Origin of the sequence: Mucilaginibacter galii, assembly GCF_014635825.1 — a bacterium.
GTDB lineage: Bacteria > Bacteroidota > Bacteroidia > Sphingobacteriales > Sphingobacteriaceae > Mucilaginibacter > Mucilaginibacter galii.
This window is the reverse complement of sequence record NZ_BMDO01000008.1, coordinates 248,085-271,311: the sequence shown is the minus strand read 5'-3', so window position 1 is coordinate 271,311 and position 23,227 is coordinate 248,085. Positions and strand designations below refer to the sequence as shown.

Annotated in this window: 22 protein-coding genes; 10 read left to right on the top strand and 12 right to left on the bottom strand. The window is 41.8% G+C overall.

Annotated features, from left to right (window positions below):
* Window positions 1–161 precede the first annotated feature (161 nt).
* From IEV61_RS15115 to IEV61_RS15105, 3 genes are all read right to left on the bottom strand, one after another.
* Window positions 162–845 (bottom strand): DUF2971 domain-containing protein, encoded by a 684-nt coding sequence (locus IEV61_RS15115; protein WP_188417869.1) that lies wholly within the window; start codon window positions 843–845, stop codon window positions 162–164.
* Between the two features lie 1,697 nt (window positions 846–2,542).
* Window positions 2,543–3,397, bottom strand: a complete 855-nt coding sequence (locus tag IEV61_RS15110) for a dioxygenase family protein (RefSeq protein ID WP_188417868.1) — start codon at window positions 3,395–3,397, stop codon at window positions 2,543–2,545.
* Complete coding sequence (locus IEV61_RS15105) at window positions 3,397–4,077, bottom strand: FMN-dependent NADH-azoreductase (protein WP_229747164.1); 681 nt, start codon at window positions 4,075–4,077, stop codon at window positions 3,397–3,399. The genes IEV61_RS15110 and IEV61_RS15105 overlap by 1 nt, the downstream gene beginning before the upstream one ends.
* Here IEV61_RS15105 and IEV61_RS15100 point away from each other — a divergent pair.
* From IEV61_RS15100 to IEV61_RS15090, 3 genes are all read left to right on the top strand, one after another.
* Entirely contained in the window at window positions 4,076–4,453 is a 378-nt protein-coding gene (locus IEV61_RS15100; RefSeq protein ID WP_188417867.1) for a winged helix-turn-helix transcriptional regulator, read from the top strand. The two genes, IEV61_RS15105 and IEV61_RS15100, sit on opposite strands and share 2 nt — an antisense overlap.
* Before the next feature lie 112 nt (window positions 4,454–4,565).
* Entirely contained in the window at window positions 4,566–5,144 is a 579-nt protein-coding gene (locus IEV61_RS15095; RefSeq protein WP_188417866.1) for a Crp/Fnr family transcriptional regulator, read from the top strand.
* Between the two features lie 76 nt (window positions 5,145–5,220).
* Window positions 5,221–5,613 carry a DUF4267 domain-containing protein gene (locus IEV61_RS15090; RefSeq protein WP_188417865.1) on the top strand — a complete coding sequence of 131 codons (393 nt, stop codon included), beginning with the start codon at window positions 5,221–5,223 and terminating at the stop codon, window positions 5,611–5,613.
* 52 nt (window positions 5,614–5,665) lie between these two features.
* On the opposite strand, the gene IEV61_RS15085 is transcribed toward IEV61_RS15090, so the two are convergent.
* The 9 genes from IEV61_RS15085 to tssD all read right to left on the bottom strand — a co-directional run bounded on the left by IEV61_RS15085 (window position 5,666) and on the right by tssD (window position 13,507).
* Window positions 5,666–6,916: a hypothetical protein gene (locus tag IEV61_RS15085; protein ID WP_188417864.1), complete on the bottom strand. Its 1,251-nt coding sequence runs from the start codon at window positions 6,914–6,916 to the stop codon at window positions 5,666–5,668.
* Window positions 6,917–6,933: 17 nt separating this feature from the next.
* Window positions 6,934–8,685 carry a hypothetical protein gene (locus IEV61_RS15080; RefSeq protein ID WP_188417863.1) on the bottom strand — a complete coding sequence of 584 codons (1,752 nt, stop codon included), beginning with the start codon at window positions 8,683–8,685 and terminating at the stop codon, window positions 6,934–6,936.
* A 15-nt stretch (window positions 8,686–8,700) separates the two neighbouring features.
* The gene (locus IEV61_RS15075) at window positions 8,701–9,114 is read right to left on the bottom strand and encodes a PAAR-like protein (RefSeq protein ID WP_188417862.1); all 414 of its coding nucleotides are present in this window, start codon (window positions 9,112–9,114) and stop codon (window positions 8,701–8,703) included.
* Window positions 9,115–9,203: 89 nt separating this feature from the next.
* Complete coding sequence (locus IEV61_RS15070) at window positions 9,204–9,836, bottom strand: hypothetical protein (RefSeq protein WP_188417861.1); 633 nt, start codon at window positions 9,834–9,836, stop codon at window positions 9,204–9,206.
* 133 nt (window positions 9,837–9,969) lie between these two features.
* Entirely contained in the window at window positions 9,970–10,848 is an 879-nt protein-coding gene (locus IEV61_RS15065) for a phage baseplate assembly protein V (RefSeq protein ID WP_188417860.1), read from the bottom strand.
* 188 nt (window positions 10,849–11,036) lie between these two features.
* Complete coding sequence (locus IEV61_RS15060) at window positions 11,037–11,768, bottom strand: contractile injection system protein, VgrG/Pvc8 family (protein ID WP_188417859.1); 732 nt, start codon at window positions 11,766–11,768, stop codon at window positions 11,037–11,039.
* Window positions 11,769–11,831: 63 nt separating this feature from the next.
* On the bottom strand, window positions 11,832–12,293 hold the full coding sequence (locus IEV61_RS15055) for a hypothetical protein (protein WP_188417858.1): 462 nt from the start codon (window positions 12,291–12,293) through the stop codon (window positions 11,832–11,834).
* A gap of 11 nt (window positions 12,294–12,304) precedes the next feature.
* Window positions 12,305–12,580: a hypothetical protein gene (locus IEV61_RS15050; protein ID WP_188417857.1), complete on the bottom strand. Its 276-nt coding sequence runs from the start codon at window positions 12,578–12,580 to the stop codon at window positions 12,305–12,307.
* A gap of 525 nt (window positions 12,581–13,105) precedes the next feature.
* Window positions 13,106–13,507 carry a type VI secretion system tube protein TssD gene (tssD, locus tag IEV61_RS15045; protein WP_188417856.1) on the bottom strand — a complete coding sequence of 134 codons (402 nt, stop codon included), beginning with the start codon at window positions 13,505–13,507 and terminating at the stop codon, window positions 13,106–13,108.
* A 310-nt stretch (window positions 13,508–13,817) separates the two neighbouring features.
* On the opposite strand from tssD, the gene IEV61_RS15040 reads away from it, so the two are divergent.
* The 7 genes from IEV61_RS15040 to IEV61_RS15010 all read left to right on the top strand — a co-directional run bounded on the left by IEV61_RS15040 (window position 13,818) and on the right by IEV61_RS15010 (window position 23,213).
* Entirely contained in the window at window positions 13,818–14,411 is a 594-nt protein-coding gene (locus IEV61_RS15040; protein ID WP_188417855.1) for an RNA polymerase sigma factor, read from the top strand.
* Window positions 14,412–14,496: 85 nt separating this feature from the next.
* Window positions 14,497–15,441, top strand: a complete 945-nt coding sequence (locus IEV61_RS15035; RefSeq protein WP_188417854.1) for a FecR family protein — start codon at window positions 14,497–14,499, stop codon at window positions 15,439–15,441.
* 17 nt (window positions 15,442–15,458) lie between these two features.
* Window positions 15,459–18,935 carry a TonB-dependent receptor gene (locus tag IEV61_RS15030; protein WP_188417853.1) on the top strand — a complete coding sequence of 1,159 codons (3,477 nt, stop codon included), beginning with the start codon at window positions 15,459–15,461 and terminating at the stop codon, window positions 18,933–18,935.
* Window positions 18,936–18,945: 10 nt separating this feature from the next.
* Window positions 18,946–20,439, top strand: a complete 1,494-nt coding sequence (locus IEV61_RS15025; RefSeq protein ID WP_188417852.1) for a hypothetical protein — start codon at window positions 18,946–18,948, stop codon at window positions 20,437–20,439.
* An 11-nt stretch (window positions 20,440–20,450) separates the two neighbouring features.
* A complete protein-coding gene (locus IEV61_RS15020) occupies window positions 20,451–21,362 on the top strand; it encodes a DUF4397 domain-containing protein (RefSeq protein ID WP_188417851.1) in 912 nt (303 codons plus the stop codon).
* Between the two features lie 119 nt (window positions 21,363–21,481).
* Window positions 21,482–22,876 carry a DUF5689 domain-containing protein gene (locus tag IEV61_RS15015; RefSeq protein WP_188417850.1) on the top strand — a complete coding sequence of 465 codons (1,395 nt, stop codon included), beginning with the start codon at window positions 21,482–21,484 and terminating at the stop codon, window positions 22,874–22,876.
* A 13-nt stretch (window positions 22,877–22,889) separates the two neighbouring features.
* Complete coding sequence (locus IEV61_RS15010; RefSeq protein WP_188417849.1) at window positions 22,890–23,213, top strand: hypothetical protein; 324 nt, start codon at window positions 22,890–22,892, stop codon at window positions 23,211–23,213.
* The last annotated feature ends 14 nt before the right edge of the window (window positions 23,214–23,227 follow it).

Here is a 23,227-nt window from a genome sequence, read left to right as displayed (position 1 = left end):
CCTGTGAAATATCCTATTACATTCCTGTTCGCCATGTTAATCATAACAATAACGGCCCTGAGTCGCTGATAACTAAGGAAATCAGAAATTGACAACAACAGGAATCTATCAGAGGTAGCTCGTAATGAGTAGGGAAAGCAGGTTAGTTCCCCCCTGCTGCTTCAATCTTTAGACGTCCACCATTGCTCCTCTTTTTTACTTAGGTTCCAGCGTTCATAGCGGTTACTTTGATAAACCATGACATATAACTTAATACCCTTCTCCTTAACTGCCTGAAATATGGCCTCGTGTTCCTTCTTAGGAATATTCAAGCCAATATGTACCGCTTTCAAAGCACTAAGGATCGGTACGAACAGGCGATTGGTGTGGTTAAGAAACAACAGGCGTTTTTCGTCCTCTTTCTCCCAAAAGTGAGATTTATAAAAAGTCACCTTTCGGCTCAGCTGTTCTAAAAAGTTAGTCAAATTTTGCTCTTGAGGTACGCTTTCATCCCAGTAAACCCAAGCATCGCGGTTTCTGATCTGCTGCTCATAATTCACATCTTGAATCTCAAAGCGTGTCCCCGGAAAATTTTCGTCAATCGAGCGCTTCAACGCTTCTTCATCGAACTCCAGACAGACCCCTGTCTGCCGGTCCGCGTAATGGGCCCACATCATTTCGTTATCCCAGCCCTTCCGTTGTGCGCCTGAGAAACAAATGACCTGAAACCTGTCTTTCACCATTTTACCGAACCTGAACTGACAATCAATATGCGTTTGATCCGAATAATAAGCCGGGAATAATTTTTCATAAGGCACGTTGGTACTGCCGAAGGTCCAGTCATGGGCCTCCCGCGGGTCGTTCATCAGAGCGAGACTGTTAGACATTAATGTCCCCGAAGGCAGGATATAGTTCAGGAAAGTATCTAATCGCGTAAAATGATAAAGTGACATAGCAAGTGGCTCGATCCGCAAAGTTACATGGATAAAACATTTTGTTACCAAATTAGGTGTTGTTTTCGACAATCAGTTTGGCAAGCAAATAAACAAGCGTACCTGTGCGGCTAAAAAGGGTTAGATTTTATTTTGCGGACACTATCCGTTGTAGAGATCGGTGTTAACAGGTCACGCATGAATAATTACTGTTAAGACGAGTTGCCGCAGTTTCTATTGGTCCTGTCGAAAACTTGAGTAAATATGATTTCCTTCGCTCCGCGCGCAGTTAAAGCACTTACGATCGAGTGGTGCATAGGCAATGCTATTCAACACGGAAAAGTGAAGACATCAAGAATAGGTCGTAGATAAAGTGGCCAGTTTTTCGCCATTTTAAAGTAGCGATCACAAACTGAATTACGAAGCGACTTTTCAATTTCTTAAATCCTATTTAAACTAGAATTGGTACTCGTATATTATCCTCATCGACCGACTTCACTGGTCATTATTATCCAATTGATGAAATAATTAAGCTAAACAGCAACGAAAATTAGCGCTTCGCTAAGACCTGCTGCTGGCCAAAAAACAAAGATAAGCATTATGTTCCTGCAGATCATACCTGATTCTTTAAGTAATTTGATCTAGCGTATTCCTATCGACATCGGCCAGTAATTCATCGTACGATTCGATGTTGGGGTCATACCAATCAGCTTTCATTTCTGCCCATCGTAACCATTCCTTGCCATTCCCAGGAAACTCTTTTCTTGCTATACAGGACTTGCTTATCATGAACTAATGCAACTCAGGCATGAGCATTTGGTGATGGCTGATCAGGGAATGCTTTGGATCGAAATGATCAGGCAGAAAACTAAACGACGGTTCTCGGTCTTACTCCTACCGGTCGCCCTGGAGATCTTAAGGTCGCGTGGCTATCCAGGTAAATCAGGTTCATTACTGCCGATGATCTCCAACCAAAAACTCAATGCTTATCTAAAGGAGTTGGCTATTGAAGCCGGGATTGACAAGCATCTGACCCACCATGTAGCGAGAAAACGTTCGCTTCAACCGTATTACTGAACAATGATGTGCCTGTAGAAATTGCCACCTACCTGCTTGGTCATAGCAAAGTGTCTACTACTGAAGAGCATTATGCCAAAGTGCAGCGGGACAATGTAGCCTTTCACTTGAAAAAACTATCGGTGGCAGGATACAAAACTGACTCATAAACGTGCATTCTAAGGGTCCACCTATAGTTTTAGATTTATCGGTTAAATACCCGACTTGATTTAGCCAACCACAAGAAAGGTTTCAGAACAATAATTTAGAAAACTCAGTCAATGTAATTGAATATCCCTAGATGTTTCTCAAGGTATTATCCACTAGCAACTTATGCTCATCAACACATCTGTATCAGAAATTAAGCATTTGCGAAAACTATTAAACGCAATAACATGCTAAAAAAAATCAGGCACACCATTCATGGAGTTCGCATATTTTAAATAACGATATAGGCTTAAGGTCAATATGTTACAGCTTCGGTTCCGAACTCTCCCTCTCCTCTCCTAAACTGGGTGTATCGCAAAAATAATGGTTCGAGCCTATCGTCCCTCGTGATTCCAATATTTGAGATTTTAATTGCCTTCCATTATAAAACTGCGTTCGCTGAAAGCCGGCAGTTTGGCAGCACCTTCATAAAAATGCCTAACCTCATCCTTGTTGGCCATAAGGCCAAGACTGTATAGCACGGGCACAAAATGATCCGGTGTGGGTGCAGCCAGCTTACCCAAAGCGTGGCTGGTGCCGTAATTGATAATGCTGTCGAAGTTACGCTGGTCAATTTCCTTTTTGATCCAGTGATCATATTCGGCCTCCCAGCCAAAAGGGGTCATATCGCCGGTCGCGAAACGTTGCCTGACCAAGCTTAAATTATGGATCAGCGACCCGCTGCCGATGATCAAGACCCCTTTATCACGTAACGACTTGAGCTGCCTGCCCAGTTGAAAGTGATACTCCGGTGCAGCATGATAATCAATGCTCATTTGAAAAACCGGGATATCAGCATTTGGAAACAGGTGCATCAGCATGGGCCAGGCACCGTGATCCAACCCCCATTCAGGGGTTTCTGTTACAAATGGAATGATCCTTTTGATCTCCCTTGCAATATCCGGCGCACCCGCTGCCTGATATTTTACCTGATAATATTCATCCGGAAAGCCGTAATAGTCGTAGATCTGTGTCTGCTGTGGTGAGATGTTGACAAATGTGCCCTGCGTACACCAATGAGCCGACACGATCAGAGCGGCCTTGATTTCGTATTTGTGCTGCAGATTTTTTCCCAGTTCAAACAAACTGTTCCAAAAAGGTTTCTCCTCTTTAGACAAGGGTATATCCATCGGGCTGCCGTGCGAGGTGAATAATACAGGCATCCGCACACTTTGCACGGCAAGCGTATCTGTGAAATTTTTGAAGTTGTTTAGTGTTTCCATCAGTCGATCGATATACTGTTTACAGCTTTCTCCATGGCCTGCTCCTTTATGCCCGGTACTTTTAATCCTTCGGCACGGAAAACCGTTAAGTCGGTCATGCCTAAAAAGCCAAGGAAAGCTTTAAGGTAAGGGGCCACAAAATCATTGGCTTTACCAGGGCCCTCTGAATACACACCGCCGGAAGACATGGCAACATAAACCTTTTTGCCGGTGACCTTGCCGACAGGACCGTTTTCGCTATAGCCGAAAGTGATCCCCGCCCTTGTGATATGATCGATCCAGGCTTTGAGCGCACTATGGATAGTATAGTTGATCAGCGGAGCACCGATCACAATGATATCCGCAGCGAATAATTGTTTAACCAAAGCATCCGATAGCTGAATAGCTGCCTGGTCCGGCTCAAGGGAAAACATCGCTTTTAAAACTTGGGGCTTCAAATGCGGGATATCGGATTCAACTAGGTCCAGGTCATCTACCGTGCTGCCTGGATATTTGATCTTTATTTTTTCAATGATCTCATCTCCCAGCTTTTTGCTGTAGGAAGCTTCACCCTGCAGGCTCGATTTCAAATAAAGTATATTTTTCATACCGGCAAAATTAGGGTTACCAACTGGCAAAAAGTGAGTAGTTACCCAAAGGTAAGCGCTTACATTGGGGTAAGTGCTTACCTTTACCTCCATGAAAGTCATTAAAAATGAACCTCTTCCGAACAAGGTAGAATGCGCGAATTCTCTTAAAAACGTCCTCGACGCGCTTTATGTCCTGAATGGTAAATGGAAACTGGCCCTGATCCTTTCATTGGTGCAATCCTCTAAACGTTTTAACGAGATCCAGCAGGAACTCAGCGGCATATCCGCCAAGGTCTTAGCTAAAGAACTCAAGGACCTGGAGTTAAATGATTTTATCAGTCGTAAAGTGTACCCAACTACCCCGGTGAGCATTATTTACGAGGCGACCGGTTATAGCCGGACTCTAAAAAATGTTCTGGGCGAACTTAGCGCCTGGGGTGAACAGCACAGGGAAAAAGTGAAGCTAAGTATGCGTAAACAATCGTAAAGAAATTTAATCTGCCATTCAAATGGTTGCTTATTCCTTTGCAGTTGCAAAAGAAAATTTATACTTTAAAATTTCTTCCCATTAAATAAAATGGCAGAATGCAAATTATACAATGATAGATAGCTTACTTTCAAATATACAATCGCTTATCACGGTAAGCCACGAAGAAAAAGATATTATAAGCTCACTTTTTAAAGAGAAAACATACAAAAAAGGTGATTTCTTTTTAGCTGACGGTCAAATTTGCAAACATGTCGGGTTTGTTGCCAAAGGTTTGATGAGATACTACATCAATCACGATGGTGAAGAAAAGACATATGCCTTCTCTCAGGAAAATCAGTACGTAAGCAACTATGAAAGCTTCCTTCCGCAAAGGCAATCTTCAAAAATCATACAAGCTTTGGAAGACAGCCATGTTTTTGTAATATCATACAGTGACCTGCAAATACTCTATGCTAAAGTTCTTGAAGGAGAACGCTATGGCAGAATTGCAGTGGAAGCGGTTTTTCTGCAAATGCTGATAGACATCAATTCCTTTTATACGGAAAGCCCTGAAGTGCGTTATGAAGGGTTTCTAAAAAACCACCCTGATCTGCAACAAAGGATTTCCCAATATCACATCGCCTCATTTGTTGGCGTAAAGCCGCAATCGCTGAGCCGAATACGTAAAAGAATTTTTAACCGAATTTGATTTGTTAACCCAGGTGCATTAAAGCCGGCCGCCGGCCTGATAATTTTGTGTCATTAATTATTTGAAACAAATTATCATGACAACTAAAATTTCTTATACGATCGCGTTTGTATTAGGCCTGGGAATGATCTTTCTCGGTGCACGCTTCTTTTTCGCTCCGGAGACTGCAACAGCCGCATTCGGCATACATTTCAACCATCATGGCGACTATTCTTTTGACTATATCAAAGGAATCAGAGACATCTTCTCCGGGCTGATCATTTGCATTTTTGTGCTTTTAAAGGAAAGGCGGGCGTTGGGAATAACCTTGCTTGCCGGAACAATGATCCCAATCAACGATATGCTTATCGTACTAAGCAAAAGTTACACCAGTGTTTTACAGGCGCTTCCCCACATCATCGCTATTCTTATTTGCGCCGGATTTGGAATGGTTTTATTAACAGCGAAAGCTCAAACAAAATCAATATGAGAACGCCGGGATACGTGAAGCTGATTATTATATCAATTAGGGTACAAATTGATCATAAGTGTTTTACAATGACTAATGCGTTAACCTCAGTTACCTTGTCACTTAAAATCTTTGTTAAGCCATGCTTCCAGATTCTTGCAGTGCGTTTATCTGATTTATCTGCTAAACTATATGCCAAACAAGCATTTTTACCGCTTAAGGCAATAAATACATTGCTTTTCAAATCCTCAGGTGCGTGCGTTAAAGAAAGAGGCTTTCCATTTTTCCAAAATTTAGCAACAGTATTCATTGAGGCAAGTGTATCTTGTGTGCCTGCTACATAAACATCTGTTCCGTTAACCACTATTGAACTTGCCTTTGATACTATTATATTATCCACTTGCCCGGGCTGACTTTTTATTGGGTCAATTAATTTAACCGGGTTGCCATTCTTCCAATAAGTGGCCAGCCCTGATTCTGCTCCAGCAATGTAAACGTCATTTCCAACTACGAAAACTGAATATGCCTCAGAATAATCAGAGCCATGGCCTATGTTCTTATCAATTTTGATATTGATTCGTTTTCCGTTTTTCCAATAACGCAGTTCTTTTGATTGATTCTGACCCAACTGCTCATAACCGACTACATACACGTCGGAATTTTTTACTGCTACAGATGTAGCTCTTGCCACATTAATGCCGTCTGTCAAAACCACCGGTTGCCCATTTCTCCAATATTTGGCTACCGCATTATTTAAATCATCCGATCCGGACGCTGCCTTTTGCCCATCGCATTCGTAGCCCGCCACATAAACATCATTACCTATGACTGCAATAGAAGAGGCTTCGGCATTAACGGTACCATCCGTTATATCCATAAATTTTTTATTTTTCCAGTAACCGGCTATGGTGCCATTTCGTTGGGGAACCTTATTTTTAGAATCTGTTACTACTGTATGCTGAGAAGAACCGGACTCGTAAACAGCATCTTTATTATTTGTTTTATAGCCCGATACGTAAACATCATTGCCAAAAACGGCTATACCTGATGCATGTGAAAAGTTGTTAAGGTCGGTCAAACGAACAGCCTCGCCATTTTTCCAGTAAGTGGCGGTATTGTTTTCGTCACCTGCTATATATATATCTTGGTCTTTGTCAAAAAACCGGGAATTTTTGTCAGCAAGTTGTCCGTTGCAGGAACAAAAGGATAGTACAGTTAATAAGAAAACAGATATCCGATGCCGCGTCTCCATTCTTTTTAAAATCCAAGCTCCAAAAGCCCTTAGATTACTTTTTAAATCCTTTAAAATAATAAACTTTGTCATTTGATCCGGCACTCTTGTTATTTACGATAGACATCACCCACATTTGCTAACGGAGCCCCTTTGTTAGCTTTTCTGTAGTATATACTGTTCCCTTTTTCTTTTACCAGTTCAAAAATGCTTTTGCTTGTCCAATTAGGGCCTAACATGTTTTTTTGCAAGCCCCATCTAACAGGTGCGCCATGCACGCTTAACTCTACGTTCCACAATTCTCCATAAGCCGAAACCAGGTTGTTTTTATGCTGTTCTAAAAAATCAGTAGTTGAACTTCCGCCGTAAGGGTTTGAACTTGTGAAATAACGTTCTTTGGGATTTAGCGCGTAAAAAGCTACTTTGAGGTGATATTCTTTATACCTGGCCATAAAATTTGAAACCAGGTGGCGATAGGATTTCGTTTTTTTAGTATTAACAACTACAACTCCCTTATCAACTTTGCTAACTTCAAATAAATTGTCCAAAAAGTACTCATGCATATGAGCTATGCCATTGGAAATATGGAAAGGCATTACATCTGTTTTGATCTCTGATCCGCAAGCATTCAGCATACCCGGTATATCCCCCATTCGGGTAACTACGTCCAAGCGGTCATTCGCAAATGTAAATTGTACGCTATGTTTTTTGACACCATCCCAATTTCCAAATATAGAGGGGGCAAATTCATTAATGCCTTGCGGGGTTAACAATTTATCCTGAGAATATATTCCGGGTAACTTGTTCAAGACATATTCGTGAGCAAGCATATCCATTTTCTCCCGTTTGTAATTAGCATAGGTTGCGCTATTCAAAGCCATATTCTGATGGACGGAAAGCATCACCAAATTAAGGCCCATTTTATCCCATCCCTTCTCAGATAGATACTTTCCAATACCACTTACAACGCCTAAACCCATAGCATTACCCTGGCTGTGCATTACTACAGTTATGGGCTCATCCTTGGGTTGTGGCATCCATGGGGCAAATTTCTTGTTTTTTTCATAGCCCTCCTTGGTAATGGTGGATAAATTTGCTTGAGCCCACGCATAACCTTGTGCAATGCCATGTTGCATACGGTGAGGCGCTTTTGACTGCAAACCGTGAGAACCGTTTATGAAATGCTGGCTACCTTTGGCATCAAAATAATCAGCATAAGTTTCTGTAAACTTATAATTGTTAGATTCAACATTCCAATATCCTATAAACCGTTCATATTTTGAATATGAGAATGCACTATCAAGAACATCTTTAGTAATTAAACTAGGTGATATGGTGTACCTTGTCACTTTTGCTGCATAATTCGATAATGAACCTTTTTTCTTTTTGTCGATATCAGCCTGCTTCTGAGAGTAACGATCTTCTGAATCGGTCAAATTACCTTCGCCACTTTGGCCTTCATTTACATTTTGGCCACGTTTGCCGGTATGTGTTTCTTCAGGCACCTTGTCACGCAGGGAGTTAATTACACCTGCAGTACTGTGCAGCGCGCTGCCGATATTGCCATTAACAAAAATGATGTGCCCTTTAAAATCAGGACTACCTTTTTGCGGTTGTAACAACAAGCCACCAGTTCCTACAAATCTGCGCGACGGATTATAGACGTAAGTGCTGCTTTGTACCGGAGTTTGCTTTTGCAGCTTTTTTCTATACTCCGGTGTAAGAAGAACATTGTCTTGTTGCGGCTGGCTCAAAAGCGGAGGCTTGCTTCTATACTCCGGTTTCAAAAGCATGTTGCCTTGCGCCGGCGGATTTAAAAATTGCGGGCGTACCTTAATAGTACCTGAGGTTCCGTTTGGCATAAATTTTATTTTATACTATTGCCATTTATTTGCAGGTTGCTTATGGGGCACCAGCGGCACCGTGTCTGATAATTGCTCAATTATTTTGCTATTACTGCCTGCGCCCTGCGTGCGCTGCAATGAATCCTGTATTTTTATTAAACCACCATACGTACACTCAATAGTAGAATCGTTCATTACAAACTTCTTTTCTCCCATGGTCACCTTACGGCTGGTAAGCTGCCATTTTTTTAATTTAGGCGTACACGCAGGCTGGTCAGGCGAGCGCTTACAACTGATAAAATTAGGTTCAATTAATTTATCAGCATCTATAACCTTAAGCTTCCCCTGTATGTATAGTTTGTGTTGGGAATTAACTTTTATCTTACCAGGAGATGTTCCTAATGAACATAGTACACAAGCCCGATCTAAAATATATAACCTACCCATTTGCCTGTAGTTTAATATGGTAATTACCTACTTTCTCAAAGTATTCGCCAAAACTGCCGCTTATTTTTAGTTCTGCCTCTTCGATATAACTATCTTTCGCATCCGTATGTAAATTTGTATAAGCCCTCGTAATGAAAAGTATAGTCACTATCCTCATCCGACTCAAAATGGTTAACCTTTGCCAAGTAATCGTTTACTGCTGTCAGATCTAATTGATCGGGCAATATTGTTGCTTTAATACTAACAACTGAAGTATTAGCGCTACTGTTAGCATCAATCAAGTTTTTATATTCAATAATGGGTACTTCAACCGGCCCAAAGTGTTTAAGTAACGTTTTAGGTGTAGCTACCGGCTCATGGTTATACTGATGGTAGATATCATTGAATATAAAGTTTAATAGTGTATCATTATGATAAAGCTGCTTCAAGTTTTGTTCAAACTCTTTGTCCATGGTGCTTACTATTGCCTCGGACTCTTCTTCGTCAAAAGTTACCAATATATCGGCGCGTGCCTCTTTCCAACGCTTTACAATCTCCGTTTTTTCGCCTACCCTAGTGATTTTACCGGTGGTATCGGTTTTGATTAACAACACGTTATTCATGCTGAAAATTTTAGCGTAAAGCCATTCCCACTGATCGTATTCGCCGTCCTCGTGCCCATTAATAATTAGGCTACCAAAGGTAAGTTCATACACATCTGCATCGTCTTTAACATTAGTCATACTAACTGAGCAGGGCATTTCTACTCTCATTATACTTTCATCATCAATAGTGCGTAAGCCGTTGCTAATTGTAATATAATAATTGAGTTTGCCGGGTAAGGATCGTTTTACAACAGACCCAGAAATTGCTACACTATTCTCCATAATCAATACGGTCTTTGCTTTGAATAACTACTGTTCCTGTGCCGTCTAGTATCATTTTACCCTGAGTTGTTGCAATTGTGGTTTCTCCAGATAAATGCTGAAACTTTTTACCTGTGGTTTGCGTGCTGCTGTCGATCACATCGTGCTTCAAGTTTTGTGATTGCTGTTCCATATCCCCCTTAACTATTTCCTTTTTATTTTGACCTACCAGTACATCCATATTTTCTTCAACACGGATCTTTAGATTTTTGGCATTTAATGTCATATTGCCCAATGAGGTAATTTCCATACTATTATCAAAAGTATTGATAAGTATTACATTACCTTTCCTGTCTGCTATAGTAATGCCCTGTATGCCCGGGCTGTCATCGAATCCAATGATGTGTCCGCTTCTGGTGCCTATACTTTTTAAATGATTGCCTACCTGTTGCTGGCTATCGCCATTGTTGCTATGGTAAACACTACCCATTATGACCGGGCGGGCAATATTACCTTGTTCAAAACCAACTAAAACTTGATCGTTAATTTCGGGAATGGCCATAAAGCCACGGTTGTTCTGACCCTGATCATCGTTACCAGCGCTTGGGCTAACAATTCTTAGCCACTCTGTTGGATCATTGGATGTACACTGCGATTTAAACTGTACTTTAATACGCCCCTGTTTTTGAGGGTCGTCATTATCAACTAAGGTGGCTAACTGCATATCAGGCGATGGCTTATGTACGTGCCTTACCGGGAGTTTTTCAGAATCAGCTGACACGCTCTGAAAAGTATTATGATAATGCCCAAGGCCATCTAACTGATGTAAAACCGATGTTACCAGGAACTTACCAAAATCCTGTACCTGGAAACCTGTGTCAACGCGCATGCTGGTACCAATACTAACAATACAGCCCAATTTAACCCTTGGATTATCGCCACTACCTAGAATGGATATTAATTCTGATATAAGTGCCTTGTGTTCATCGTTTACAAAGGTGTCTATTTCCTTTTACGAATTTACCCTTACATCCAAAGGTTCACTATACTTTTTACTATAAACCTGGTTGGAAGCAGCTATAGCATGCGACAAGTCTGGTGACCCTGATTTACCCCCTGCAGGTTGTGACTTAGCAATTCATCTTGCTGCGAATGGTATGAGAATTTTCTGTAATTAAGCGGCGCAATCTGCATACCATATTGCAAACTGTGCAAGTCTCTTCCATAGACGAGTGCTACGTCATCTAACTTAACAGGCTTGCCAAAATTAAGTTTAACACCATCATAATAAAACCATTCATGATACTCGGCGGAAAGGCGATTAATAAAATCGAAATCACTTTCCCGGTATTGGATAATATAATCGATCCTAGAAGTGTAGGCGGGGTTGAAATTAAAACTTAGATCATTTTGTGGTGCATCGGTAGTAGCCTTTTGTAATATTGTTTTAAGATCTTTGGCCAAATAAGATCCTAGATCAGGGCCGCGGTCAATCAATACACTCGGACTAAAGCCACTGATAATAATGTCGCCCTGAAAACCGTGGCTTTGCGCTATTTCTACTTTGGTGATTTTCCCAGTAAACTGATGTTCGTAATCTTCACCCCTACCAAATTGCACGGTAAGGTTTTTACCAATAAAATCCTTTGATTTTTCAAGCGTTATATTGTTGGTGTTCTCAATCTGATCATGATTAAAACTCAGTTGGAATGTGTGGTGCTCATTAAAACGCTGATCAAGTGTAAATGTAGAGAAGTGCTTTATAGGGGTACCCTCGATAGTGATGTCTACTTTTAATTTGTTTTCCATAATGGCTATCTCTTAATTTAATGATGCATAAAATGGTCTTGTTATACTATTATTTGCTGTTGACTAAGCAACCTTATATATTCCGATTTTAAACAATCCCGGAAAGAAGTGAGCTTCGTAACCTCCTAAAGTGTACCTGTCAAGCTTAATGGTTCCAGGTATGACCGCTTCGCTATAAGCGTGTACAACAACCGTCTGCCCTTTATTCAAATAGCCGGAAGAGAGCATTGTATCCACATCATCAGGTTTTATGTGAATGCATCCGTGCGAACTTGGCGAATTAATCATAAACTTTGTTTGTCCCGTTTGCTGCGTGTAGTTATAATGGCTTATAGCTTCATTGCCAGGAATAGTTTGTATAATGTCTCCAAGTACATGCTCTTTTGTATTTAAAAAACTATAATAGTTGTTATCCCGAGAATATTTGATAGATACGTGTCCAAAATCATTAAACAGCCACTTATCAGGTGTTTTTATTCCGTATAAAGCAATTAAGTTGTCGGAGTAATGAGCAAAGCCAATCAATGCCCAATAATCTAAAATAGCTTTTTAATAGCAGCTTCATTTTTGTAAGTCGTTAACCAAATAGGACGATAAACCGTAAGCTTTTGCCATAGGCCTCTATTGTTAGCATCTATATGCGTAACGTCATTTACAAATTTTAAACCGGCACCCCATGAAATGTCCGACCATAACGCATACTTTCCATAGCTAATGTGTCTTTCAATTTTTGCAATCACGAACCTGCCACTTTCTGTTGGTAAGCATTTCATGTCCTGCGGCCCCGATCCTTTTCGCCGAAAGCCCGCCATGAGCTGCAAATTCTTTTATTTTAATTAGTAATTTTGACATTATATCGTAGCGGATAAAAGTTCAATTTGTAATACGGTTTTCAATACTTTCAGGCAGTTTTTTCGCTTTCAATTGTCATAGATACGCCAGGGGTAGCTTTCTAATTATATGATGTTAAGATGTAGGGCGCATCCACAGGCCTGGCAAAGGAGGGTATTTTTACAAATTCACCGAACTTTTCCTTAGATCGTTAAAAGTAATTTGTTTATTTATCAAGGACAGAAGTGAGATAGTACAGAAAAGGAGTTTGTATTACCTGTTCACTCTCTAATAAATCAATATTGAGGTAATCTGGGCTAACATTACGAATTTTATTAGTGCCTGAAAATGAATTTTATATGATGAAGAAAAGATGGTAAACACCATGGTAATTTCGGTAAACGATGACTTGTTTTTTAACAGATGTATGAGAGATTATACGCCTTTCGTTTTTTTATTGAACGGAAATATATCCTCTCCTTAATTTACCAATTTACCCGGAACGATCAGGCAGTAACACCCGGCCAGTCATTCACATGCTCTGCATTGCCCAGCCTTATCTTACGCGCAGATATGGTGAATTTGTAGCTCATCGGGGTATCGCCTATGATGTTCAAACCTTCAGAATACTTTACAATGTAAGCGTCCTCAAATGTCAGCTCTTTCATTTTTGCATCTTCTTCTGATTTTTTAATCAGCAGGGTGCCGGTTAGCGGTTTATACTGATTGTTTACCATCAATTCGATCACAGAGGTATCTTCTGTTGATTCTACTTCAATGTCAATGGTGCCGCCATATACACCTGAGGACGGGCGTCCTTTTGAGTCTACATCGCGGTTAAGGGCATAACAGCAATTAAGTACATCGTACTCTTTGCCCGAAAAATTTAATCTTGCTTTGAAAGCCATAACGATAAATTTTAGAAGGTTAATAGACAGCGCTGATCATCAGACCCTTATATTAGACAAATACACAGATAAATTGTTTTTGATGCAAAGTTCAACATTTTAATCTTGGTAATAAGTAATTTCAGTAATATAAATCAGGCCTTTGTATATCTGCAAATGCACTTTACTTAGGCTTTGAGCATCAATTTCGTCTAGAGACTGGGCTCCGAGTCCATAACTTTACCATAATGATTAGTTAATAAAAACTTTCTACTTTTGAACCATCGTTTCGGCATAAGCCAAACGACTTGTTGATTTTAGATTGAAATGAATGTCGCAAAAGCTAGCACCAGTCGATGAAGAGCTGTTTACTTCAATAAAACAAGGTAACCATGCGGCCTTCCAGTCTTTGTTCGATAATTACTGGGAAGAAGCGTATACATTAGTTTGGAAAAAAACAGGCTCTGAAGACGATGCAAAAGACATTGTACAGGATCTTTTTATTTACATCTGGAATAATGCAGCAAAGATCAATCTTAAAAGATCTTTTAGATCTTACATTTTTGCTGCGCTTAAATACAAGATCATTAACCATTATGTAGCTGCAAATAAATATGCCTTTGTAGATGGTGAGGACGTAACAGACGACGAAAATCTCTCTGTACTGCCTCATTTACCCATGGAAACAAAGGAACTTGAGCAGATCCTGGATGATGAGATAGATGCACTGCCCGAGCGCATGAAAGAAATTTTAAACCTCTCCCGCAAGGAAGGGTTATCAATCTCTGAAATTGCTTTCCGACTATCCATTGCTGAAAAGACAGTTAAAAACCAGCTTTCAATAGGTGTAGGCCGGTTGCGGGAATCGTTAATTACCAAATATGACCTTTGGCTACCGGTGCTCATTATGTTAATTAAACATTAAGCATGTTACCATTACATTAATTCGTAAAAACAGTCGGGACGATCAGGTGTTTTTTTTGCCGTATGAGTAGAAGTAAGATTTACTCATGGACGAAAATTTATTTACACTACTCAAAAAATATCTTTCCGGCAATGTTTCCGTCGATGACAGGTCACAGATCAACGACTGGTATGACAACCTGGATAAAGCAGAGGCCGGTTTCAAAACCCCTTTTGAAAGACGAAGGGCTAAAGACGACCTTTGGGCACATATCCAAGCTGGTACGGAAAGGCCGACGGGCAAGCCTGCGCTCATCCGTTACTGGTCGGCAGCTGCAGCGGTAATACTTATTGCAACAGCAAGTTTACTTTATGTTATTAATAGACCGGGTAGCCGCTCCGGACAGATCAATTATCTGTCTGTTACCGTTCCTGCAGGCCAAACCCGAGAAGTTGTTTTAAATGACGGCTCACATGTCTGGCTGAATTCAGGATCGTCATTTAAATATCCATCAAAATTTTCCGACACCTCCCGCCTGGTCCAACTGATTCGTGGTGAGGCGTTTTTTAAAGTAGCCAAAGACCCCGGCCGGCCGTTTCGCATCGCTTCCGAAAAAATCAACACCAGCGTAGTAGGAACAAGCTTCAATATCCGTACGCTGCGGTCAAGTGGTTTGTACCAGATCAGGGTAATGACCGGGAAAGTTAAGATAACTTCAGGTCATACGCTGCTGGCAACCTTGACCAAAAACACGGGATTGAATGCAGGTTTATATTCCGGTCAAAAGCTATCCCTTACCACCCACAATGAAGCGCTGCCCGCGTGGATGTCCGGTAACATCTTGCTGCAGTCTGTTTCCTTCAACGAACTCGCCGACGTAATAGACCAGTATTACGCTGTTCATATCCAATCGGCAGATCCCGATGTATTGGACGGAAGTTACTCATTCACATTCAGCAGGAAGGATAAATTGGAGTCGGTACTGAACATTATCAGTTCAGTGAACGGTATGCAATACACCCGTAAAGGTAATCAGGTAACTATAAAATAACATACACCCAGATACAAATGATCAAATTTCAACAACGCGGCTTTTTGCAATACAAAGGCCGAACGGGAGGGTTACGCGGTATAATTATCGTAACTTTTTTATGCCTCAGCTTAACGCCGTACCATCTTAAAGCACAATCTACTGCGCGAATAACCATTGCTTTCAATGAAGAACAACTTGACGTTGCCATAAAAAGGCTTCAGGAAAAGAGCGACATCCCCTTTGCTTACAACGCCAAATCCTTGATGGCACAGAAAGCACCGGTAGCTAAATTTTCGGCACAACCATTAACTACCATACTGGATCAGTTACTGAAAGACACCGGACACAACTATAAAATTGTTGAAGGCAAGGTCATCATCATGCCTGATTTGAAAAGCCCAAACGCATCCGCCGGTCAAGGCCCCGGCACCCTTAAAGGCCGGATTGTTGAATTTGAGAGTTCTCAGCCCCTCCCGGGTGCATCCGTTTACATTGTAGAACTGCGCAAAGGCATGCAGTCTGATAACGAAGGCTACTACAAGTTCAGCAATGTTCCTGCCGGTAAGTATACCTTGAAGGTGACTTACATAAGCTTTACCACAGAAACCGTACAGGTGGAAGTGAAAGGCGACAAAGAGGAAAGCTTTGACGTAAAAATGCGTGGTTCCAACGCGCTTAACGAAGTGGTGGTGAGCGGTACCCGCAAAGTCCGCGCACCTGTTTCACATACAACAGATAGGCAAGTCGTAGCTGAAATCAAAAACTCACAATCGGTCGTTTCCGGTATTTCATCCGAGCAGATTAGCAAGTCTGCCGACCGTAATGCGGCCGAGGTGGTGCGTAAGATTGCAGGCGTAACTATCCGGGATGATAAGTTTATCATTATCCGCGGGATGAACGAACGTTACAACTTAACGTATTTAAACAACAACATCGCGCCGTCTACAGAGCTATACAGCCGTGCCTTCTCGTTAGACCTGATCCCAAGCCGGATCATCGACCGGATCTTGGTTTACAAATCTGCCGCTCCCGACTTATTAGGTGATATGACCGGCGGTGCGGTAAAGATCTTTACCAAAGATGCTAAGAACGTAAAGCACTTCGATATTGAGTTCCAAACCGGTTACCGGGAGAATACAACCTTTAACAAAAACTTCCTGACCTACCAGGGCGGTAAGTTTGATTTCCTGGGATTTGACGACGGGACAAGGAAATTGCCGTCGAGCGTACCTGGATTTGGTGACTTTACCAAGGCAACCTTGAGCCAGAAACAATATGCGCAGGATTTTTCTAACATATTAAACTATGGAAAAAAGACGGCCTTACCACTCATGCAGCTAACGGCCAACTACTATAATGGTTTTAAGGTTGCTGGCAGAACGCTGTCTGTCCTCAGTTCATTGAGCTACAAAAACGAGCCGTTACACCTGGATATTGACCGCACACAGGGTAATCTTACCTATCCGGCTACGCCCGAACTTACAAGTGGGACTACGGTATCCCGAATCAGCAATGAAAGTCAAAATACTGAAACGGCCCAATTAAGCTTGCTGCAAAACTTCACCTACAGTCTAAGGGACAGCAGTAAGTTATACTTTAAAAACTTCCTGTTACAGCAGGGTCAGTCGTCAACTATTCTACGCGATTCCAGAACAAACCAGTTTTATATGGATGGCATATGGCAGGAACCCAGAAACACAGCCGGCAACGAAACCAACAGGAAGCTGCGCGACATCGTCCTTTCTTACTCGCAACGCTTTTTGTACAGCGGCAACATAGGTGGCAGCCATTATTTTGGAAAAGCAGGCAAGCAGAACCTGGACTGGAATACAGGATACACCTATAGTAAACTGGACATACCCGATCAGCGCGCCATCCATTTGCAAAATAACATAAGCAATGATGGTAGATTTCCAAGTGGCGCTAATTACGAACAAAGCTGGGTTCCGGTATTTCGCAGTGAGGAAATTGGCGAAGGGTCTGGAAACGCAATAGATCTGGGTCACCTTTCCAGGGTTTGGATCCGTAACAATGAAAAGGTCTACAACGGGTCAGCGGATTACACGTATAAACTAAAGCCGTGGATTACCCTGAAAGCAGGTACTTATCAACAGTGGAAGGAACGGGTTGTTTTTCGCAGAGTATATACCGTAAATGAAGGCGACTTGAACAGTTCAGGCTATTATCCCGATGCTGTTTCAGCAAATATTGGTGCTAATGTGCCAAATATGGATTACAACATTGTGTTTTGGCACCAGCAGGATTTGGACAAGCTTTGGAGCCCCGAATATCTGCGCGACAATAAAACAGGGCTTAAAGTATTTGACCGTACCAGCGGATCAGATGCTTATACCGCAACCGAGCAAAATAACAGCGGTTACCTTGCCGCCAGTTTGCTTCCTTTTAATGGTAAGTTGGATATATATGGCGGTGTTAGGGTAGAATACAATCGCCAAAAAGTAGCGGGAGCCATTGCGCCACAGTTTGGTAATATCGGCGGCGTAAACGCACCTGTGTTAGCTGACTTAAAATCAACAGAATTTTTGCCCTCACTAAATATTGGCTACCGCCCCAATACAGATTTTGTATTCCGTGCAGCCTATGGCAGAACCCTCAACCGCCCGGAGTTTAGGGAACTTTCCCCTTACAGCGAATTGGACTATATTAATAACCAAACGGTGCGTGGTAACTCAAATTTGGTATTTGCAACTGTAAATAATTACGACTTGCGGATGGAGTGGTACCCCAACGCCAATGCCAAAGGTGAATCTGTTAGCCTGGGCGGATTTTATAAGCAGATCACCAACCCTATCGAACGGATCATTTACCGGGATTTATTTTTCTCCGGTCCATCGACAATTAGTTTCATTAATGCCGACAAGGCCAAAGTTTATGGCGCGGAGATAGACATCCGCAAAAACCTCGACTTTATACCGTTTAAATTCTTCCGTGATCTATCTATCATAGCCAACGGTTCTTATATCTACAGCAAGGCAACACGTGTAAAAACAGATCAAGGTGTTTCTGGTGGATTGTATGATCCGGCCATTGATCGTCAATTGCAGGGACAAGCGCCTTACTCTGCAAATGTAGGTTTGTATTACGAAAATGCAGGCGCAGGCACCAAATTATCTATAACCTACAACCAAATTGGCCCGCGGATTTATGCAGCTTCCGTAGGTAAAGCAGCGACAGCAGCAAACGGACCAATCACTGCCTACCCCGGTGACCAGGCCAGCTTAATAGAATTAACACGTAAACAATTGGATTTTTCACTAAGCCAGCGGATAGTGAAGAGCCTGCAAGCCAAATTAAGTATTCAAAATGTGCTGAACAACTCGGTACAAATGGCTGAAGATGCAAATTTTACTTACAAATATGAAAAGGCAACAGTATCTTATCCAACTCCGCTGCCCGGGACGGCCAAAGTTGCCCGCTTTGAGGGTGATCTGCTATCCAGTGACTATAAACCGGGCCGCTTTTTCCTGCTAACCTTCACTTATGGATTTTAATAAAAAAATAATGAACAAATATAAACCATACTGCAAGTTAAGGAATAAGCTGATTATGGCATGTGCCATGGTGATGTTAAGTTTCCAGGCCTGTAAAAAGGCCGACAACTTCTATAACAAATTACAGGCATTGCCCCAAATTGACAACACTAAAAATTTCACCTATAAGCCAGCCTATATTGTTGGCGACACCTTAGCGATTACAGGTAAGCTTTACCCGGAAAACAAGCTGCAGATTGCCATTGGCGGTAAGCCTGCACCAATAGTGAAAATCGAAAAAATAAAAGATGGTTTCGGCAATATTCTCGATCAGGTTTTTATCATTATAACCAATGAAATGACCGGAAAAGCAAAAGAAGTAAAAATCATCAGTGGTGATAACACAACTTTAGGCGCGGCAATAGATGTATTTACACCTGGAGGCACCGGAAGTTTTAATAATGAATTGACAAGCACGGTGCTAAAGACTTTTAACAATGGCAGTCAAAACATATTTCTGAACTGCCAAAATGGTAAGGGCGATATTTACTATTACTCGGCGGTGAATAAAGATTTGAGACAGATTAATAAAAACGGACAGGAAACTATTCTGTACGACCTTTCGGGTGCATTAATACCGGGAGGCGCTGCGATAACCAAGTTTCAGGCGGGCGGAGTAGACCCGATGGGTCAGAGTCTATATTTTTCTGCGCGTACATCAGGGACTAATTATGTGTTTGGAAAAATAGACCTCAACAGTAAACAACTGACGGTTTTAAACCAATCACAAACCATCGCTGCTCCTTATGAAGGATCGGTGAATGCTGTTAAAATGATCATATCCGAAATATATCCTGATAGTAAGGGAAATGTGTATTTGGGCATTGGGATAAACGATGGCAGTAATGGCAGCACTCTACCGGATGCTATAGCACGCTATAGTAAAGCCGATGACAACATTAAATACCTTTACAAAAATCTCATATATGGCGGAACTTCTTATGCCGGGATGCCAGGAACAAGCAGTCCCTTTAGCAATACTGGGGTAACACTTCGCTTCAGCCCAGATGAAAAGCTGTTGTATGTAATGGAAGAATCGGTGGATTTTACTGCGATCATTGAAGTTTATGATCTGGATGCACGGGTTAAACTGAACGATTTTACCACGAGTGACCGTGCGGGTACAGGCTCGAAATTTAATGTTCTGGGCCCTTTTTCAAGCCTGCAATTCAATATGGGAACTGGCAGAGACGTTAATCAAACTTTTGGTTATTTGCCACTACCAGGCAGGCGTTTGCAAGTCTTACTATTTCAGGCTGGTGCTCAAACATTTGGATTTCCAAAATGGGTAGTTTTTGATTTTGCCGATCAGCGTACTTATGCCTATGCTCCCGGCACCTTTAACCAAAGCAGTGGTACCTATGCTTTTCGCAACGGGGATGAACTGTTGAATTATGATGAGGAAGGTAATTTATACGCTACGAGCAATGGCAAATCTTACCTGCTTAAAACTCAGGAACAATAAACAGTAGTGATATGAAAATAATTAAAAATACACATAATCGTTGCCGCAGCAAAATGAACAAAACACTTTATGGTGCGTGCATTATGCTATCGTTAGCTGCCTGTAAAAAACAGGTGAACGAAGTACTGCCTGGCAACGAGCAGGACGTTGCGATCAATTTTCACAGTGCCTCAGATGTGATGGAAACCGCATACGGACCAGGACGAATGGCTATAGCATTGTATGTTGATCAGTTTAAGGAACAATCCAGGCCTGTGTCTTCAGAAACAAGTAATCCATTTCCTTTTTTCTCTTTTGGTTATTTAAATGGCCTTGACTATCCGCAACCAAATAATGCGGGAATTAACTATGCCCGTTATGCAGCTGGCGACCACCGATTGATGTTAACTGATGTAAACAATAAAATTGTGCTCGATACAATTATAAAGACCAGTGGCAGAAGTTTTAATGCAGTTTACGTAGCCGATGCAATGGCAGCAGATGGATCCAATGTAAAGTATAAACTGGTGGTGGCCCCGGATGATCGGAAACCTGTTGACGGAAAAACGGGCATCCGGTTTATACACCTTAGTGCTGATGCCGGAACGCTCTCTTGCAACCTGGTAAAACTCAACGGAGATTTGGCCGGTACGCAAGCCGGAGAATTAACCTTTGGGCAGTATTCATCTTACCAATATTTTGGTACAGATGATTTAGCCACCGGTGGTTTAATTCGCTTTTCGCTAAGTAATACGGCCAATGGTGTCAAGTTTGATACCGGGGTGCCGTTTGACGCTGGCAGAAATTACACCATAGTGATCTCGGGTTTCCGAACCGACCAGCAGCGGCAGGTAGTCACCGGTAAAAATGCGGACGGAAGCGTTAAAAACGAAACCATCAGCATAAATAACAATCTGCATGCAGTAATCAGGAGGAGTTACTAACAGGCCGGGCTAAAACAAAATCAAATAAATTTCACACACAAATAACTATCAAAACAGGGTAGTCAGGCTATGCCTTTGCCCAAGAATCAGATCAACATTAAAATAAAAACAACTAAAAAATGAAAACGAACAGTACAGTTAAACACATCCTGCTAGCATTTATGATAACGTGCAGCATGGCAGCTTGTAAAAAAGACAAAACCAATCCGGAACCAACTCCTCCGGTAGAAGTAAAATCGATGACCTTTGCCGAAGTTAAGGCTTTAAGTACCGGCGCATCTGTAAAAGTACCGGATTCAAAAAAGATCAAGGGTATCGTTATATCGGATGTGAGCGCAAAAAACATCGATAGCAAAACGGTGATCTTGCAGGAAGCTTCCGACAAGCCGGGTATTGTCGTAACGTTTGATGCGGCACAGACCTTCGCAGTTAACGATGAAGTAGAAGTAACAATTTCCAACCAAACACTTGCACAGGTTGACGGCGAAGTGGTGTTACAAAACATCCCCGCCGCCAATGCTAAAAAAACAGGTACCGGAACCATTACAGCAAAAGAAACAACTATTGCAAATGTGCTGGCCAACAAAGCAGCATTGAACGGAACACTGGTTAAAATTGCAGCAACAGAAATGACCGGTGGAAACGGAAAGTTTACCGGCACGCTGAATGTTAAGGACGCATCTGGTGAACTTTCTACACAGGTGCTAACGGGTGCAACATTCGCCGGTAGTAGTTTGCCAGTAAGTGTAAGTGTGCTCACAGGGATTGTTCGCATCAGCGGCAGCACTGTGCGAATCGATATCCGTAAAGTTAATGATGTAACCATCGGTGCTGTCACCCGGATACTGACAGAAAATTTTGAAAACATTGCATCTTGGAATCCAGACGCGCCAAAGTATATAGGTGACGGCGATTTTACGACTGCATTTGGGCACTACTGGGCACAGGGCAATATTTTCAAATATCCTGGTAATTTATATGACGGAAATTTCACTACCGCGAGCAGGGATTATGTATACATCTTTCAAGCATCACAGCAAGGCACTACTTCCCCCACATTTGTGACTGACTATACCAACTTGCAAGGCGTAAAAACGATAAAGGTTACGTTTGCAGGGAGCAAGGCGGACAAACTGGTTCAGGCTGATATGGGCACAGGAAGTAACGATATTTATAATCTTAATGTTTTTAATGAGGCCGTCGATCACCTGCAGATTGGTATACTCCCAAGAAGTCCCTCAGATGGTGCTTATCCGTATTCCATCCCAAATGTGATAGAAAAGCTGTTGAAGACATCCGAGCAATATAAAAAAGTCGGAGAATTCTATACTTTCACCTATACTGTACCAACAAAGGCAGAATTAATTGCAGCAGGTTCTGATGAGGCAAAAGCAAACGCCTGGCTTGCTAAACCAAATTTCTTTATTCAAAATTATAGCACACGTAAAGGGCCAGATCCAGATTGGCAACTACAGGCACCTATCGTATTGAATAAAATTGAATTTGGCTTTTAAGCTTAGGTAACCAATGCAGGGCATCAATAAGGCAAAGCATGTGCATTTGATAGATGCCCTGCTTCAAATGGAAATACTTCTAAGCAGGGAACAAGTGGAATTTGCCTGCATACAGCAAACTGTGGAGTACCGCCGGGAACTGGAAGACATGCACAGCAACTATGAACGCTTGCTGGAGGAACTGTCTGGGCAGATCAGTGCTTATGAAGCATTATTCAGCCAAGTAAAAGTGCAGTACCTCAGCCGGAAATTGAAAGAACTGAAAAAGGAGATTTCGATAGAGCGACCTGCATACCCGATGCTTGCCGAAAATATCCGCTTAGCTCATAGTATCTAATTCCTTATCACAAA

What these genes read in the sequence shown, in the direction of transcription:
- tssD (WP_188417856.1), bottom strand. Translation starts at nt 13,507, where the DNA reads ATGGCTTTCAAAGCAAGATTAAATTTTTCGGGCAAAGAGTACGATGTA.
- IEV61_RS15010 (WP_188417849.1), top strand. Translation starts at nt 22,890, where the DNA reads ATGCAGGGCATCAATAAGGCAAAGCATGTGCATTTGATAGATGCCCTG.
- IEV61_RS15015 (WP_188417850.1), top strand. Translation starts at nt 21,482, where the DNA reads ATGAAAACGAACAGTACAGTTAAACACATCCTGCTAGCATTTATGATA.
- IEV61_RS15030 (WP_188417853.1), top strand. Translation starts at nt 15,459, where the DNA reads ATGATCAAATTTCAACAACGCGGCTTTTTGCAATACAAAGGCCGAACG.
- IEV61_RS15060 (WP_188417859.1), bottom strand. Translation starts at nt 11,768, where the DNA reads ATGGAAAACAAATTAAAAGTAGACATCACTATCGAGGGTACCCCTATA.
- IEV61_RS15085 (WP_188417864.1), bottom strand. Translation starts at nt 6,916, where the DNA reads ATGACAAAGTTTATTATTTTAAAGGATTTAAAAAGTAATCTAAGGGCT.
- IEV61_RS15110 (WP_188417868.1), bottom strand. Translation starts at nt 3,397, where the DNA reads ATGGAAACACTAAACAACTTCAAAAATTTCACAGATACGCTTGCCGTG.
- IEV61_RS15075 (WP_188417862.1), bottom strand. Translation starts at nt 9,114, where the DNA reads ATGGGTAGGTTATATATTTTAGATCGGGCTTGTGTACTATGTTCATTA.
- IEV61_RS15105 (WP_229747164.1), bottom strand. Translation starts at nt 4,077, where the DNA reads ATGGAGGTAAAGGTAAGCACTTACCCCAATGTAAGCGCTTACCTTTGG.
- IEV61_RS15100 (WP_188417867.1), top strand. Translation starts at nt 4,076, where the DNA reads ATGAAAGTCATTAAAAATGAACCTCTTCCGAACAAGGTAGAATGCGCG.
- IEV61_RS15115 (WP_188417869.1), bottom strand. Translation starts at nt 845, where the DNA reads ATGAACGACCCGCGGGAGGCCCATGACTGGACCTTCGGCAGTACCAAC.
- IEV61_RS15095 (WP_188417866.1), top strand. Translation starts at nt 4,566, where the DNA reads ATGATAGATAGCTTACTTTCAAATATACAATCGCTTATCACGGTAAGC.
- IEV61_RS15035 (WP_188417854.1), top strand. Translation starts at nt 14,497, where the DNA reads ATGGACGAAAATTTATTTACACTACTCAAAAAATATCTTTCCGGCAAT.
- IEV61_RS15070 (WP_188417861.1), bottom strand. Translation starts at nt 9,836, where the DNA reads ATGACTAATGTTAAAGACGATGCAGATGTGTATGAACTTACCTTTGGT.
- IEV61_RS15025 (WP_188417852.1), top strand. Translation starts at nt 18,946, where the DNA reads ATGAACAAATATAAACCATACTGCAAGTTAAGGAATAAGCTGATTATG.
- IEV61_RS15050 (WP_188417857.1), bottom strand. Translation starts at nt 12,580, where the DNA reads ATGGCGGGCTTTCGGCGAAAAGGATCGGGGCCGCAGGACATGAAATGC.
- IEV61_RS15040 (WP_188417855.1), top strand. Translation starts at nt 13,818, where the DNA reads ATGTCGCAAAAGCTAGCACCAGTCGATGAAGAGCTGTTTACTTCAATA.
- IEV61_RS15065 (WP_188417860.1), bottom strand. Translation starts at nt 10,848, where the DNA reads ATGCGCGTTGACACAGGTTTCCAGGTACAGGATTTTGGTAAGTTCCTG.
- IEV61_RS15020 (WP_188417851.1), top strand. Translation starts at nt 20,451, where the DNA reads ATGAAAATAATTAAAAATACACATAATCGTTGCCGCAGCAAAATGAAC.
- IEV61_RS15080 (WP_188417863.1), bottom strand. Translation starts at nt 8,685, where the DNA reads ATGCCAAACGGAACCTCAGGTACTATTAAGGTACGCCCGCAATTTTTA.
- IEV61_RS15090 (WP_188417865.1), top strand. Translation starts at nt 5,221, where the DNA reads ATGACAACTAAAATTTCTTATACGATCGCGTTTGTATTAGGCCTGGGA.